Here is a 15,313-nt window from a genome sequence, read left to right on the forward strand (position 1 = left end):
TTTTTGGAGGGCGTGTACACATCGGCCTGTTTGTAGAGTAGAGAACTGAAACTTTCGGGCGACCGTATGGTCGCCTTGCTCATTTCAGCTCCCCCTCATCAAACCGTACGTGAGGTTTTCCCTCATACGGCTTTCCGATGTTCTTCTTTCTTTGGCATTCGGCTTACTTTATCCGGCTAATTTCAATAAACTACCCTGCGTGTTTTGTATGACCTTCAGCTTTCCGGCATGTTTATTCCGCTTGCTTCTTTTCTTGTTGCAGAAGATTGTAAGGCGTTCAATCACATACCAGTCTATCCGTCTTGCCCATCGTTTGGCGATGGGCGAGATGAAGTAGTAGTTCTTGAACCCCCTTAGCTTGCGATTTAGCCCTTTCACTAGCTCTTCTAGAGACAGAAACAGTTTGTTCCTTGGTGCAGTGTATTCCTTAATTTTACGTCTCATTTCCTTCATTGCTTTCTTAGCTGGTACATGAGACATAGCAAATACCTTGCTCCCCCCTTTGTTGAACACGGGGAATTTGCGATGGTGCAGCCCAAGAAAGTCAAACCCAGTGGAATTGTCCCAAATATTAACGAGTCTAGATTTCTCTTTACTGAGACTAAGCTCCAGCTTGTTTAGAATAGCCATCAGCACTTGAATGCTTTCCAATGCTTCTTGTTTGGTTCTGCACATGATAACGAAGTCATCCGCATAGCGGATAAGTGTGCCAAGATGGGAGAATTGATTTTCCCAAATGGTGTCCATGTAGTTTAGATAGATGTTTGAAAGAAGAGGCGAGATTACCCCTCCTTGCGGAGTTCCCAGTTCTGTTTCATGGAATTGATCATTTTCCATGACCCCAGCCTGCAGCCATTGTCGGATAAGTTTCAGAACACGTCTGTCGCTGATTCTCATTTCGACCAGTTTCATCAACTTCTCATGGTTGATGTTGTCGAAATACCCTTTAATGTCAACATCTACGACCCAATAACACCTCTTGCTTGCTTTGCGTATCTGTGCAATTGCCTGGTGAGCATTTCTTCCTGGCCGAAAGCCATAAGAACAGTCCCGAAAATCAGCTTCAAAGATCGGTTCAATGACTAGCTTAGTAGCCATTTGGACCACCCGATCCTTGATCGTCGGGATGCCGAGTGGACGTTTCTTGCCATCCGGTTTAGGGATGTAAGTTCGACGAACCGGATGTGGACGATACCGCTTTTCTTTTAAATCTAGATAGATCTCGTTAAGAAAACGGCTCTCCCCATACTCCTCCACAATCTGTGCGATGGATTGTCCGTCGATTCCTCCGCTCCCTTTATTTGCTTTTACTCTCCTCCAAGCTGTCGCTAGAATATCCGGGCGGTAGATTTTGTCATACAAGGCATGAAATCGCCGTTTTGAGTTTGCCTTGGCACAAAGATATAGGGTTGTCCAAAGTTGTCGAGCTTTTACATCGGTGTAGTTAGCAAGTTTACTTGCATTCACTCACTCTTACCTCCTTCGACCCGTGAACAAAGCAGGGCTCCTTCCCTCCATAAGGTTGTGTTGTCCTTATGTTCATCGGTACTATGAACCCCTCCGACTCCCTCTCTGCCATCCACCACTTCCCTTACGGTTATAGGTTTCCGTTTTACGCTCCTGACGGGGCGTGCAGAGTAGGGTCTCCCCAGTTCCGTTAACTACTTTCTCAACATACCGCTCCCCATACCCCGAGGGATTCATAGGTGCTGTATTCCAAGTTCTCCACACCGTCCTTGGCCTTCGCCCATATGAAACAAGCTCGGCTTCCCTTTGTCCACCTCTCGGTGGTCTTTCTTAACGAGGCTGCAGGATTCACTTTATGTTACGGCCTGCTGATTTGCTCGCACTCTTTCGAGTTACTTTGTCACAGGGCTTCAACCTTAGGATTTCTCCACCAGTTGCCTGTCAGCTACGAGGTGACTTGGCTCCTGCCTCGGTTGGACTTTCACCAACTAGCAATTAACAGCTTGCTGGGCACGCTTCATAAAAAAAAGCCTGCAGAGCGAACCTCTCTACAGGCTTGTCGGCATTTCTGAAATTCCTGGAATCGTTATTGATCCTGCATTTCCGATTGGAGCAGGTATTGCTCCGGATCGACAGACGCACCGTCAACGCGAACTTCGAAGTGAAGGTGAATACCGGCATCCTTTTCATACACGCTGCGCCCCGCTGTACCCAGCACCTGGCCTTGGGTTACTTCATCGCCAGGCTTGACATTCACTTTGTCCAGGCTTTGATACACGGTGACCATCTTGTCGGCATGCTCGATTTCCACCACGCGACCGACGAGCGGATCGTTTTCCACCTTGCTCACCTTGCCAGGCAGAGCGGCGGTTACATCAAAGCTCTTGCCGTCAGTCGACTTCAGGTCGATACCGGTGTGCGGCATAAACGTGTTGTCATACTTGACGAGAGCTTTTTGCTGTACATCCTTGGACGCTTGCTCGTCGAAGAAATTCATTCCCTTTTCGTACTGAACTCCTTTGGCTACAGGCCAAGCAAGCTGTTGAACGGTTCCAGATACCGGAACAGCGCTGTTTTCGTCAGCTTCAGACGGATCTTTGGCGCCTTCCTGCGGTGTCGTGATCGCAATGCCGCCCTCGGCTTGGCCGGGGAGATTGTCGGTCACGCCGCCGCTCTGATACCACATCACAAAAGCGAGAATAATTGCTGCGGTGCCGATGTAGATCGCCGGAAACGCCCATTTTTTGCCCAAAACGTTTTTCCAGGAGCTTGCCTTTTTGAATGGAATCGGTTGATTTTGATTTTTTTGATCTTCCATTGTATTCATCACCTCATCCCTCAGTATCGCCAGATTTTCGGCGGATAAACCTGAGAGAGAGGGGAAACTTGTAAATTTGCTGAAAACAGCCTTTTTTCTCTTTTGCCTTTATCCTTTCAGGATGAGGTCGCAATTTTCCAAGGCGATTCCCTGGTAAAAGTATTTGACGATCTGCTCGGCACTCTTCCCTGCCTTCGCCATTCCGTTGGCCCCCCACTGGCTCATCCCGACACCGTGGCCGTATCCTTTGGTCGTAATATGGACTTCATTGCCTCGCAGCTCCAGCGTAAAGGCGGAAGATTGGAGTCCGAGCTTCTCGCGGAATTCCCTGCCGCTGAACTCTTTTCCGCCAATGCTGATTTTGCCCACGCGATTGCCCGTCGTCCGCTCCACGATGCGATACCAGCTGCCATTGCCGGAGGCTTCCTTTGTCAGTTTGATTCCGAGACGCTGCTCCAGGTCCGCTGCGGCGATTTTGACGGTTTTTTCAAAGCTGGGCGATTGAATGTCCCAGGGGCTTGCCACGCTTTTCAAATAGGGGACCGGCTCTTCAAAATACTCGTTGGCATTTTCCGTAAACCCATTGCTGGTGGAGAAAAAGGTCGCGTCGATCGGCTTGCCTCCGTAGGTCAGAACGACCCCGGCCGTCGCCTGCACAGCCTGGCGGATGCGCGCGTTTTTCCACTCGAATTGGTCCCCCCAGTTCTGCTTGCGCTGCGCCTCGTCGAGAAAGACCTGATGCTTCACCGTATCGGTGACCTGTGCTCCCTTGGGAACGTCATCAAATTTCTTCGCATCGAGCCTGCGGATGATGTAGGTACGGGCTGCCATCGCCTGGGCCTTGAGCGCCTCCAGCTCGAACTCTGCCGGCATCTCCGCCGCCACTACGCCCTCGATGTACGTTTCCAACGGCATCGTTTCCACAGCCTGTTTGGCGGTCCGATATACCTTCACCTCAATCGCCGACTGATGAACAGCCGGGTTGTTCGGGGCAGAGACTTGCGGAAGCCCCTCGCTTCCGGGTGGAGAGGAAAAAAAGTAGACCAGCGCGGCAGGCAGCATCACGAGCAGTATCGGCAATCCGATGAACCACGCCACCAGGTAACGTTTCATGCGTCATATCCCCCCTCTTGTGCTGGACTATTTCAGTCTATGTCCAAGCCTCGGGAGGTAGAACGAGAGAATAAGAGAGATGGAAGAGTTTGCTGAAAATGAAAAAGACTTCCCCGCTTACAGGGAAGTCTCGGTATGTGTTTACGCAAAATTGGGAGAAAACTGGACTTTGATCGGTTCGGTTTTTACCTGTTCAACCGCTTCTGTCTCGACTTCTTTCGCTGGCGAAACACGCTCTACAAGAGCGCCCAGGCCGCGAAGCTTTTCCGTGAACTGGACATAGCCCCGGTCGATATGGTGAAGGCTGCTCACTTCTGTTTCGCCCTCGGCCACCAGGCCCGCCAATACGAGCGCAGCTCCTGCTCGCAAATCCGTCGCCGCCACTTTGCTTCCGGTCAGCTTGGCGCCGCCTTCCACGATCGCGCTGCGTCCCTCAATCTTGATATTGGCATTCATCCGGCGGAATTCTTCCACGTGCATAAAGCGATTTTCAAAAACGGTCTCGGTAACGATGCTGGTGCCTTCCGATGCCAATAGCAGCGCCATCATTTGCGACTGCATGTCCGTCGGGAAGCCGGGATACGGCAAGGTCTTGACGTCGACAGCCTTGAGACGGCCATTGCTTCTCACGCGAATGCCGTTCTCCTGCTCGTCCACTTCCACGCCCATTTCTCTCAGCTTGGCAGTAACGGACTTCAAATGATCACAGATTGCACCTTCGACAAAAACGTCCCCGCCTGTAATCGCGGCAGCTACCATGAAGGTACCCGCTTCGATCCGGTCCGGAATCACGCAGTGCGTGCAGCCTTTCAATCTCTCCACGCCTTCGATCCGAATGGAACCGGTACCCGCTCCGCGAACCTTGGCTCCCATCCCGTTGAGGAAGTTGGCCAAATCCACGATTTCCGGTTCTTCGGCTGCGTTTTCAATAACGGTGGTTCCCTCAGCCAAAGCAGCAGCCATCATAATGTTTTCGGTAGCGCCTACGCTGGCGATATCCAGGTAGATTTTCGCTCCCTGCAAACGTCCCTCGACACTGGCTTCGATAAACCCTTGTCCGATCTCAATCTTGGCTCCCATCGCTTCAAAGCCTTTGAGATGCTGATCGATCGGGCGGGTACCAATGGCGCACCCTCCCGGAAGTGCTACACGCGCCTTGCCTTCTCTGGCCAGGAGCGGTCCCATTACCAAAAAGGACGCTCGCATTTTACGAACCAGTTCGTAAGATGCTTCCACACTCGTCACACGAGAGGCGTTGATGGTCAGCACTTCTTTATCGTATGTAAGGGTGATACCCAATGTTTTCAGGAGATCGCATATGATCCTGACGTCTTCCAGAGCGGGTACGTCGTGAATGACGTTGGTTCCCTCTTCGGCCAGGATAGCTGCTGCAATAATAGGGAGTACGGCATTTTTGGCGCCGGAAACTTTCACATTCCCCGCCAAAGCCTTCCCACCGCGGACAATAATTTTATCCAATGTGTACCCCTCCGCGTGCTAATATTCCGCTGTGATAATCGGTGTACCTGCTGTAATCCACGTACCGTTCAAACTGTCCCGGTGAGTGGCGACCTGCAGATTCATCCGAGCTTGTCCGTTTAGTGATAAGAACGAATTCCACTCAGAAGTGTAACCAGATATGCTGACAACCGTCTCATCTTGTAAACGTTCCAATTCTTTTGCATGGAGGGCGTCAAATATCGACAAAATTTTCCCCTCCTGTTGATCAACACTCAGTTTAACATTGTACAATCCGCGAATACAAGTGCTAAATTGCGGAATGAAGCCGGCTTGCTTCAGGGCTTGTTCGTGCTTGTTCTGTATCAAATCAACATATGGTAGAGAATCGCGATTTCCTTTTATGGACAGTACTAGATATGTGTCGATACCATCTTTGTGAGGTACCCCGGTAACCTGATAATCGAGCTGAACCCCGTACAGATTGGCCGGGACCTGATAGGTAAACAGATGGGATGATTGCGTCCATTTTGCTTCGGATAGCGGCATGTCAAGCCGATCCGCCCATTTCGCAGCCAAATCCTTCATTTCTTCGGTGCCGGACAGTTTCCCCAAGGAAATGCGCGTACGCACCTCCACGCTTGCCACCCTGGCTCCCGAGCCTTCCAATACGTCGAACAATCGGGCAGATGCCCGCGTTTCCTGCTGCTCCTGATGTAGCTGCCTTTCGTTCTGCGCTTCTGCCGGCATCCACCACGCCGTACCCAGTGCAGCCAATCCTATCAAAACAAGCCAAACGTTCCGTTTCCCCATTTTTATCCCTCTCCCTTTTTACGCGCTTCTCTTTGTACTTCTCAGTTTGCACGTAAAACTGGTGGGATATACCAATCAATTCCTGTCGAATCCTGCGGTCAGGAAAAGATTTGCCCGAAGATCAAGGACCAGCCGAGATATTCCATGAGAAAGCTCGCCATCTGGTATCCGAGAAAGATGGACATGATGATTTGCAAGAGCTTTGCTTGCGGCCCTTGCGGATTTTTCAGAAAGAGGTCAAATCGAAAAGCCTGCAGGGCCCACCAGCTGACGCCGATCAGGGCGACTGAGACGATAATGCTTACAAAACCGTACATACCTTGCGACACGTTTGTTTCCTCCTTGCCTTTCCGTTCATCGATTTTTCACTGGGATCAAACCAAAGACCGCTTTATACGTGGCTGTAGCGAGAAGAAGCACGGTGCCGTTCCTAACCGAAACTGAGTAAGTCGGAACTGAGTAAACCGGAACCGAGTAGCCGTACCGAGTAACCGGAACAGAGTAGCCGGAACCGAGTAGCCGTACCGAGTAGCCGTACCGAGTAGCCGTACCGAGTAGCCGTACCGAGTAGCCGTACCGAGTAGCCGGAACCGAGCAAACCAGAACCGACCGCACCACTTGCCTCTGCTCGCCACGGCAACTGATATGTAAAAAGGGGGCGGCTCGCAAGCCGTCCCCTCTATTGTACCTGATCCCTGACCGCAATTCATTGAAAGTTCGGTGGCAGCATGTCGCCAAAATTAAACCCGTGATTGAGGTGCGTTTGGACATAATCAGTCACAAGCCCCGGGAATGCGCCGAACACCACTGTGGCCAGCGCCAAAATCAGGACCAGCGCCCCAATCGTTTTCGGTACGGACAAAGGAGCCTCTGTCGCTCCCGGGCGCATGTACATCTGCCGAATGATGCCAAAGTAGTAGTAATACGACACGACACTGGTCGCGATCATAATCGCTGCAAGAACATAGCTCTGCTGCGCGATCGCCCCCATAAAGATGTAGAACTTCCCGAAGAATCCGGCGGATACCGGAATGCCGGCAAGCGACAGCAGGAAGATGCTCATCGACACTGCCATCAGCGGCGAGCGGTGATAAAGTCCTGCAAAGCCCTTCAGATCATCGGTTTGTTGATCGCGAGCAACCACCATGATGACCGCAAAGGCACCAAAGCTGGCCAGCAGGTAGGCGAACAGGAAGAATGTCACTTCGCCGAAAAACAGGATGGTCGGCGGCGCAAACGCCACCAGCATATAGCCCGCCTGCGCAATTCCGGAGTAGGCCATCATCCGTTTTACATTGGTCTGACGCAGAGCCATCGTGTTCCCGATAATCATCGAAGCCCCCGCTATGATCGCCAGGTAAAGCGCTCCCTGATCGAAAAAGAAACGCGTATCGGTCTGGATGTTGAAGAAGCCGATCAGCAGCAAGCGGAAGACGAGAGCAAAGCCGGCAGCTTTGGAGACGACCGCCAGGAAGGCCGTGACCGGAGTCGCCGCCCCTTGGTACACGTCCGGTGCCCACATGTGGTTGGGTGCAGCAGAGATTTTGAAGGCAAGCCCTACAGCCAAAAAGGCGAATCCCGCATACACCATAAACTCATAGCCGGACATCGCCGCTTCGGACAGCCGTACGGAAATTTCATAAATGTTTGTCGTTCCGGTTAATCCGTATACATAGGACATCCCGAAGAGCGTCACCGCCGTGGAGATCGATCCCGAGACGATGTATTTAAACGCCGATTCATTGGACTGCAAGGAATGCTTGCGCAAGCCCACCAGAACGTACGAGGACATGGACAACAACTCCAAACCGACGAACATGGTGATCAGATCGGCAGAAGAAGCCATCACCATTGCGCCCAGAAGACCGGTCAGCAGCAAGTAGTAATACTCGCCGCCATGCCTGATTTCGTCCTGCTTCATATAAGAGAGAGAAAGCAGCACGGTAAAGGCGACTCCTCCGAGGAACAGCAGCTTGAACGCATTTCCGTAATCATCGATGCGAATCGTATCCGCCATGTATGCGTACGGTTCATCCAGTTTCCCTATGTTTACAAAGACGAAAACGGCAGCCAGCACCACTCCCGCCAGCGTCAGCCACCCGATGACGGATTTGCCCAAACGCTTTCCGGCAAACAGATCGAGCAGCGACAGGGCGGTCGCGAATCCTAGAATGATGAATTCGGGCAGAAGGTAGCTCCAGTCATACGAGAAAATATCTTTTACGTCCATGGATTACCCTCCTATTCCCGTAACGATTGGGACGATCGTTTTCAACGTTTGCTGCAGAGGATTTGCCAAAACGGCCGGATAGACGCCGATCAGGATAATAAATCCGAGCAGGACGACCAGCGGCACAACCTCCATAGGCTGGGCATCTGCCACACCTGCAAACCGCCCCGGAGTCGGTCCAAACGTCGTTTTCAAAACAGCCCTCAGCAGATAGACGGCTGTGAGTACGATGCCAAGCGTACCGATAGCCGCCAGGATCGGCATTTGCCCAAACAAGCCGAGGAAGGCGAAAAATTCGCTAATAAAGCCGGACATCCCCGGCAGTCCCAGAGAAGCCATCGCTCCCGCCAGCATGATTCCGCTGGCGAACGGCATGGATTTCGCAAGTCCGCCCAGCTCGTCGATCATCGAGGTCTTGGTTCTCTCCCAAATCATGCCGATCAGGAAGAACAGCAGCGCGGAAATAAAGCCGTGCGAGATCACCTGGAACATCGCCCCCTGGAAGCCGATCGTATTCATCGCGGCAAATCCAAGCAGGACAATTCCCATGTGGCTGATACTGGAGTATGCCATCACCATCTTCAGATCCTTTTGGACAAAGGCCAGCACGGCACCGTATAGAATGTTAATTATTCCGAGCACAGCCATCCACGTCGCGAACTGGTAGGCTTGTTCAGGGAAAAAGCCGATACCCATGCGCAAAAGTCCGTACGCACCCATTTTCAGCAAGATGCCGGAGTGGATCATGACGATCGCCGGCGGAGCCTGCACGTGGACCTTCAGCATCCAGGTATGGAACGGAAAGACCGGCAGCTTGATCGCAAAGGCGATAAAGATCGCCAAAAACAGGCCGAAGCGGAACTCCGGCGACATGGCCGCTGATGCCGGATTGCCTGATGAGGCGAGAATCTCGGCGATTTTATCCATGTTCATCGTGTTCAGATACATAAACAGCACGATAAAGGCGATCAGCATGACTGCCGAACCGATACCATTGTACAGCAAAAACTTGTTCGCAGCCTTTTCCCTCTCTCCGTAGCCCCAGATGCCGATCAGGAAGTACGTCGGTACCAGTGTCAGCTCGAAGAAGATGAAGAACAAAAACAGGTTTTGCGAAGCAAACACGCCAAACATTCCGATCAGCAGGAGATGGAACAGGATGAAGTACTCCTTCAGCCGCTTCTTTTGATTCCATGAGGCTACAGCGGCCAGAGTCGCTATGATCGCGGTGAGCACGATCAAAGGCATCGAAATTCCGTCCACGCCCAGCTCGTAGCCAAGGTCAAACGAGAAGATCGCGCCCGACTGCTGCAGTCCGACCGGAATCGAGATCCATTTCGCCGTCTCGGTGAATTGCAAGCCTGAAGATTCGTAGTTGAATGACGCAAACAGCATGAGTGACAAGGCCAGCGGCAAAAGTGTGCCCAGCACGCCAATTTTCTTGATCACGCCTCCTTGATGCCGGGGAACGAACGCCAGTATCAAGACAGCCAAAAGCGGTGAGAAGACGATCAATGTAAGCAGTATACTATTGGCCAATCCCAAGGACTCCACCTCCCTGCGCCGTCAAAGTGATGGCGACAATCAACAACAGCAAGCCAAACAGCACCATGGCCCCGTACGATTGCACCTGACCGTTTTGAGCACGTCCATGCAGTGCGCCGATGCCTCGGGCAATTTTCGCTATCAAAGAAACCAGGCCATCAACGATATACTTGTCGAACAGATTGAGCAGGTAGCCGAGCCAGCCGAGCGGAACAACCACTACATAATGATAGAACTCGTCTACGAAATACTTGCGATAGGACAGTTGGTACAGCCACGGCATCGCTTCCGGTATGGCATCGGAAGGAATAGCCCGCTTTCCGTACATCAGCCAGGCCAAGAGGATTCCCAGGATCGACACCCCGAGCGCCGCGATTTGCAGCCAGGCTGCCGCGTGGCCTTCTCCTGCGCCAAACACGTCCTCAATGATCGTGCCTACTTCTCCGCTCAAGAGCCAGTCGCCAAAGACCGGCGCATACGGCGTATTGATGAAGCCCGCAACAATGGCCAGAAGCGCCAGAATCAACAGCGGTCCGGTCATGACTCCCGGCGACTCATGCGCTTCATGCTTGCCCCGCGCTTCTCCGGCAAACGTCAGGAAGAACAGACGGAACATGTAGAACGCCGTAAAGAACGCAGCCAGTATCGCGATAAACAACAGATCGTAGCGATGCGCTTCGTAAACCGCGCCGAGTATCGCTTCTTTTGACCAGAATCCGGCAAACGGGAAAATTCCCGCAATCGCCAGACAACCAATCAAGAAGGTCAAGGCCGTGATCGGCATTTTCTTCCATAAGCCGCCCATTTCAAAGACATTCTGGGTATGTACGGCATGGATCACGCTGCCTGCCCCCAAAAAGAGCAGCGCTTTGAAAAAGGCATGTGTCATCAGATGGAATGTACCTGCCACGTAACCGGCTGCCCCGGCTACCCCCAGCGCCAGCATCATGTAGCCGAGCTGACTCACAGTGGAATAGGCAAGCACGCGCTTGATATCTTTTTGTGTCAAGCCGATGGATGCCGCAAAAATGGCGGTGAATCCACCGATATAGGCAACGACGTTCAACGCCGCATCCGAAGCGATAAACAGCGGGTACGTCGCTGCTACCAGATATACCCCGGCCGCTACCATTGTCGCCGCGTGGATCAACGCAGACACAGGTGTCGGACCTTCCATCGCGTCCGGAAGCCACGTGTGCAGCGGAAACTGACCCGATTTCCCGATCGCGCCGACAAAAATCAGGATAGCCGCCAACGTGATCATCCACGGCTCCAGTTTTCCGAGCGCAATGCTGTCAAAGATTTGTGACAGTTCAAAGCTGCCGGTCCACCAGAACAGCAGACAGATCCCGATGAAAAGACCCAAATCGCCGATGCGGGTGACGATGAACGCTTTTTTCGCCGCAGCTTTCGCTTCCGGCTTGAAATAGTAGTAACCGACAAGCAGGAACGAACATACTCCAACCAATTCCCAGAAAATGTATATTTGCAGAAGGTTGGGGGCAATCACCAGACCGAGCATGGAGAATGTAAAGAGCGCCAGGTACTGGTAGAACACCGGAAAACGCTCATCCCCGTGCATATAGCCTTTGGAGTAGATTTGTACGAGCAAGCTGACGAGGGTGACAATCAACAGCATCAACGCATTCAACTGGTTGATTTCAAACCCCATGGTAATGACAATATCCCCAACCTTCAGCCAATCGATCGAGAACTTGTAGTCAGTCGCTCCCTCCTGAAACCTCTGCCAGAAGGTCAGTACCGCCAATCCGAATGAAACGGCAGTAAAGAGAATTCCGACAGCAGCTGCTCCTTCTTTCAACTGACGGCCAAACGAGACGATCACGATGAAAGCAAGAAGCGGAAACAGAGGAATCAACCAAGCGTATTGCATAAGGGTATCCATCTTTGTCCTCCTTTTCGAATCCCTGTCCTAGCGTTTCATCGAATCCATCTCATCGACATTGACTGTTTCCTTGTTGCGGTACAAAGCTATCAGGATTGCCAGCGCGACCGCTACCTCAGCCGCGGCCACCGTCATGGTGAACAGACTGAAGATATGTCCCGTAACCGCCGGATACAGCCCGTATTTGGAAAAGGCAACCAGGTTGATATTGACCGCATTGAGCATCAATTCAATCGAAATCAGGACGACGACGGCATTCCTTTTGGTCAATGCACCGTACAAGCCTACGCAAAAAAGGATCAAGGCCACTAACAAATAGGAGGTAATGCTTACGCTCATTCCTTGTTCCCCTCCTTCTTCGCCATGATGATTGCGCCTACCAAAGCCACTAACAGAAGTACGGAAATCAGCTCGAACGGGATCACGTACCTTTTAAATACGTCTAAACCGATCTGCTTTACGTTGCTGACATCTGAAGCAGCCGTTTCCGGTGGTGCCGGCCATACGGAGCTCTGGATGCCCCAGAACATCAATCCGAACAACGCCGCCACAAAAATGAGGCTCAGCCAGTTTTTCCACGTGTTTCCCGTGCCCTCATCAGAAGCGTCGTGCTTGGTCAGCATGATCCCGAACAGCATGAGGATCGAGATCGCCCCGGAGTACACGAGAACCTGTGCCACCCCGACGAACTCTGCCCCCAGCAGGACGTACAATCCGGCGATGCTGATAAACGTAATCCCGAGCGAGATGACCATGTGCACGACGCGCGTAAAGCTGATCATGAACACGGCTCCGCCAATCGTCAGGAGGGACAGGACAAAAAAGGCAATAAACTCGCCAGTCATCGCTAGTTCTCCTCCCTGACATTGGTATTGTTGTCGTCGAGCCAGGTCAGGTTCTTGTACAATTCATCCCGGCTGTACGTTGCCAACTCGAAATTGTTCGTCATCACGATCGCTTCTGTCGGACAAACCTCTGTACACAGGTCGCACAAGATGCATATTTCAAAGTTGATATCGTAGGTGTCGATAATTTTCCCCTTTTTCTCCGGATCAGGATGGGGCTTGCCCGTCAATTGAATGCACTCTGTCGGGCAAATGCGCGCACACTGGTTGCAAACGATGCACTTCTCCGGCGAAAAATGCTGGATGCCGCGAAAGCGGGGCGGCATGGGAAAGGGCACATCCGGATAAAAGTGAGTCACCTTTTTCGCGGTCATTCTCTTAAATGTATACCCTAGGCCTTTGGCCAGTCCTAGCATGTGTGTCACCCCTCTTGGTCAAAATAGCAGTCATACCTGGCTTTTTTAGATCATGCCGCTTTGGTAGGAGATCACTACCGCGGTGATGAGAATATTCAACAGCGCCACCGGCAGGAGCACCTTCCAGGCAAACGACATCAGCTGGTCGACGCGGGGACGCGGCATCGTCGCACGCAGCCAGAACTGCAGGAAGACGTAGAGCAACAGCTTGACGGCAAACCAGACGATACCCGGAATAAAGCTGAGCGCCGGATGAATCGGCAGCCAGCCGCCGAAGAACAAGATCGTGACCATCGCACCCATACCGAACATATAGACGTACTCAGCCAGCATGAACATGGCGAAACGGAAACCGGAATACTCTACGTGGTAGCCCCCGACCAGCTCGGATTCGGCCTCCGGCAGGTCGAAAGGCGTACGGTTCAGCTCAGCCTGGGCCGCTACGAGGAATACGGCGAAGCCGAGAAACTGCGGAATGAAGTTCCACATATCCTGCTGGGCCAGAACGATCTCCCGCAGGTTCATGCTGCCCGTCATCAGGACAACCCCGACCACCGACATAACCAGCGGCACTTCATAGCTGATCATTTGCGCCGCGGAACGAAGTCCCCCGATCAAGGAATACTTGTTGTTGGAAGCCCAGCCCGCCGTAATCACGCCTAAAACGGTAATGCCCGACAGCGCGATGTAGTACAGGATCCCGATGCCGAGATCGGCAAACTGCAGGGTCTCTGTAAACGGCAAAACCGCCAGGACGGCAAAGGCAGGCGCGTACGCCAGTATCGGAGCAAGCGCATAAAGAGCCTTGTCAGCATGCTTGGGCCGCGTATCTTCCTTGATCAGCAGCTTCGCAACGTCTGCCACCGTCTGCAAGAGTCCCAAGGGCCCTACACGGTTCGGGCCGATCCTCGCCTGCATCCACCCGATTACTTTCCGTTCAAAATAGATCGCATATGTTACAAATCCCAACAAAATCACAAGCAACACTACAGCAGCGAGGAAAAACCAAAGTGCATTTCCCAGTGAAGGCGTCTGTTGCAACAGGTCTCGCATCAACAATCTACCTCCCCAAGCACGATGTCGATGCTGCCAAGGATTGCCACCATGTCGGAAATATTCTCTCCCTCAAGCAATTTCGGCAAAATTTGCAGATTGGTAAAGGAAGGGCGGCGGAATTTCAAGCGCCACGGCTTATCCTTTCCTTGGCTGGCAATGTAGCAGCCGATCTCGCCCCTTGGCGATTCGATCCGCACATACGTTTCCCCTGCAGGCGGACGAATGACGCGAGGGACTTTGCCCATTACTTCGCCTTCGCTTGGGAATTGGTCGAGTGCCTGCTCAAGAATACGCAAAGACTGCTCGATTTCGGCAAGCCTCAGATGATAACGGCTCATGCAATCCCCATCGGTCGAGACCGGTACGTCGAAATCAAACCGGTCGTAAATGCAGTACGGCTCATCCTTGCGTAGATCCCATTTGATTCCGGTCGAGCGGAGCATAACGCCGGAAAGCGAATAGTCAAGGGCTGTCTTTTGATCAAATTTGCCGATGCCCTTCAGGCGGTTAATAAAAATTTCGTTGCCTGTAACGAGTGCATGGTAATTGTTCAGTTCCTTCTTCATGTAGGCGACGAATTCCCGCACCTTGTCGATCCACCCTGGAGGAGCGTCCCATTTTACGCCGCCGATGCGCATGTAGTTAAAGGTCATCCGGGCGCCGCACAGCTCGTTGAACAGGTCAAGGATGGTTTCCCGATCCCGAAATGCATACAAGAACGGCGACATGGCACCAAGGTCGAGAAGATAAGTACCCCACCAGACCATGTGGCTTGCCACACGATTCAGCTCCATTGCGATCAGGCGCAAATACTGGGCTCTCTCCGGTATTTCCAGTCCCATCATCGTCTCCACAGCATGACAAATGACATAGTTGTTGGTCATGGCTGCGAGATAGTCCATTCGGTCTGTATAAGGAATAATTTGCGTATACGTAAGGTTTTCGGCCAGCTTCTCCGTACCCCTGTGCAGGTAACCCATCACCGGAATCGCTTCCTTGATGGTTTCCCCATCGATCTTGACTACCAGACGAAATACTCCGTGCGTACTCGGGTGCTGCGGGCCAATGTTGAGAAGCATCTCCTCTGTCCGAATACCGGTATCAGAAGAGATGGTTGAATTCGTAGTAAGAATGCCTTGGTTCATC

The 15,313-nt window shown here is 52.3% G+C and carries 14 protein-coding genes; all 14 read right to left on the reverse strand.

What is annotated here, in order from left to right; translation table 11 throughout:
* Positions 1-168 precede the first annotated feature (168 nt).
* Complete coding sequence (gene ltrA / locus NST96_RS25280) at positions 169-1,467, reverse strand: group II intron reverse transcriptase/maturase (protein WP_024985477.1); 1,299 nt, start codon at positions 1,465-1,467, stop codon at positions 169-171.
* A gap of 586 nt (positions 1,468-2,053) precedes the next feature.
* Complete coding sequence (locus tag NST96_RS25285) at positions 2,054-2,785, reverse strand: M23 family metallopeptidase (protein ID WP_003388386.1); 732 nt, start codon at positions 2,783-2,785, stop codon at positions 2,054-2,056.
* A gap of 108 nt (positions 2,786-2,893) precedes the next feature.
* Positions 2,894-3,898, reverse strand: coding sequence for a stage II sporulation protein D (gene spoIID, locus NST96_RS25290; RefSeq protein ID WP_024983773.1), 1,005 nt, complete (start codon positions 3,896-3,898; stop codon positions 2,894-2,896).
* A gap of 141 nt (positions 3,899-4,039) precedes the next feature.
* Entirely contained in the window at positions 4,040-5,377 is a 1,338-nt protein-coding gene (gene murA / locus NST96_RS25295; RefSeq protein WP_003388389.1) for a UDP-N-acetylglucosamine 1-carboxyvinyltransferase, read from the reverse strand.
* Positions 5,378-5,395: 18 nt separating this feature from the next.
* Entirely contained in the window at positions 5,396-6,169 is a 774-nt protein-coding gene (locus NST96_RS25300) for a YwmB family TATA-box binding protein (RefSeq protein WP_024983772.1), read from the reverse strand.
* A gap of 98 nt (positions 6,170-6,267) precedes the next feature.
* A complete protein-coding gene (locus NST96_RS25305; RefSeq protein WP_003388393.1) occupies positions 6,268-6,498 on the reverse strand; it encodes a DUF1146 family protein in 231 nt (76 codons plus the stop codon).
* Between the two features lie 377 nt (positions 6,499-6,875).
* Positions 6,876-8,399, reverse strand: a complete 1,524-nt coding sequence (gene nuoN / locus NST96_RS25310; RefSeq protein ID WP_024983771.1) for an NADH-quinone oxidoreductase subunit NuoN — start codon at positions 8,397-8,399, stop codon at positions 6,876-6,878.
* A gap of 3 nt (positions 8,400-8,402) precedes the next feature.
* Complete coding sequence (locus NST96_RS25315; protein WP_024983770.1) at positions 8,403-9,938, reverse strand: NADH-quinone oxidoreductase subunit M; 1,536 nt, start codon at positions 9,936-9,938, stop codon at positions 8,403-8,405.
* A complete protein-coding gene (gene nuoL / locus NST96_RS25320) occupies positions 9,928-11,850 on the reverse strand; it encodes an NADH-quinone oxidoreductase subunit L (RefSeq protein ID WP_003388397.1) in 1,923 nt (640 codons plus the stop codon). The genes NST96_RS25315 and nuoL overlap by 11 nt, the downstream gene beginning before the upstream one ends.
* Before the next feature lie 27 nt (positions 11,851-11,877).
* Positions 11,878-12,189 carry an NADH-quinone oxidoreductase subunit NuoK gene (gene nuoK / locus NST96_RS25325; RefSeq protein WP_003388398.1) on the reverse strand — a complete coding sequence of 104 codons (312 nt, stop codon included), beginning with the start codon at positions 12,187-12,189 and terminating at the stop codon, positions 11,878-11,880.
* Entirely contained in the window at positions 12,186-12,695 is a 510-nt protein-coding gene (locus NST96_RS25330) for an NADH-quinone oxidoreductase subunit J (protein ID WP_003388399.1), read from the reverse strand. Before NST96_RS25330 ends, nuoK begins: the two co-directional genes overlap by 4 nt.
* Positions 12,696-12,697: 2 nt before the next feature.
* Complete coding sequence (nuoI, locus tag NST96_RS25335) at positions 12,698-13,111, reverse strand: NADH-quinone oxidoreductase subunit NuoI (protein ID WP_003388400.1); 414 nt, start codon at positions 13,109-13,111, stop codon at positions 12,698-12,700.
* A gap of 45 nt (positions 13,112-13,156) precedes the next feature.
* A complete protein-coding gene (nuoH, locus tag NST96_RS25340; RefSeq protein WP_171506720.1) occupies positions 13,157-14,167 on the reverse strand; it encodes an NADH-quinone oxidoreductase subunit NuoH in 1,011 nt (336 codons plus the stop codon).
* On the reverse strand, positions 14,164-15,312 hold the full coding sequence (locus NST96_RS25345; protein ID WP_003388402.1) for an NADH-quinone oxidoreductase subunit D: 1,149 nt from the start codon (positions 15,310-15,312) through the stop codon (positions 14,164-14,166). The genes nuoH and NST96_RS25345 overlap by 4 nt, the downstream gene beginning before the upstream one ends.
* Between the last annotated feature and the right edge of the window lies 1 nt (position 15,313).

Source organism: Brevibacillus sp. FSL K6-2834, from assembly GCF_038592925.1.
In the GTDB taxonomy this organism is placed as follows: domain Bacteria; phylum Bacillota; class Bacilli; order Brevibacillales; family Brevibacillaceae; genus Brevibacillus; species Brevibacillus borstelensis.

Excerpts from the sequence above, each read along its gene's own strand:
- NST96_RS25285 (WP_003388386.1), bottom strand. The coding sequence starts at position 2,785 with ATGGAAGATCAAAAAAATCAAAATCAACCGATTCCATTCAAAAAGGCA.
- spoIID (WP_024983773.1), bottom strand. The coding sequence starts at position 3,898 with ATGAAACGTTACCTGGTGGCGTGGTTCATCGGATTGCCGATACTGCTC.
- NST96_RS25300 (WP_024983772.1), bottom strand. The coding sequence starts at position 6,169 with ATGGGGAAACGGAACGTTTGGCTTGTTTTGATAGGATTGGCTGCACTG.
- nuoN (WP_024983771.1), bottom strand. The coding sequence starts at position 8,399 with ATGGACGTAAAAGATATTTTCTCGTATGACTGGAGCTACCTTCTGCCC.
- nuoL (WP_003388397.1), bottom strand. The coding sequence starts at position 11,850 with ATGGATACCCTTATGCAATACGCTTGGTTGATTCCTCTGTTTCCGCTT.
- nuoK (WP_003388398.1), bottom strand. The coding sequence starts at position 12,189 with ATGAGCGTAAGCATTACCTCCTATTTGTTAGTGGCCTTGATCCTTTTT.
- NST96_RS25330 (WP_003388399.1), bottom strand. The coding sequence starts at position 12,695 with ATGACTGGCGAGTTTATTGCCTTTTTTGTCCTGTCCCTCCTGACGATT.
- nuoI (WP_003388400.1), bottom strand. The coding sequence starts at position 13,111 with ATGCTAGGACTGGCCAAAGGCCTAGGGTATACATTTAAGAGAATGACC.
- NST96_RS25345 (WP_003388402.1), bottom strand. The coding sequence starts at position 15,312 with ATGAACCAAGGCATTCTTACTACGAATTCAACCATCTCTTCTGATACC.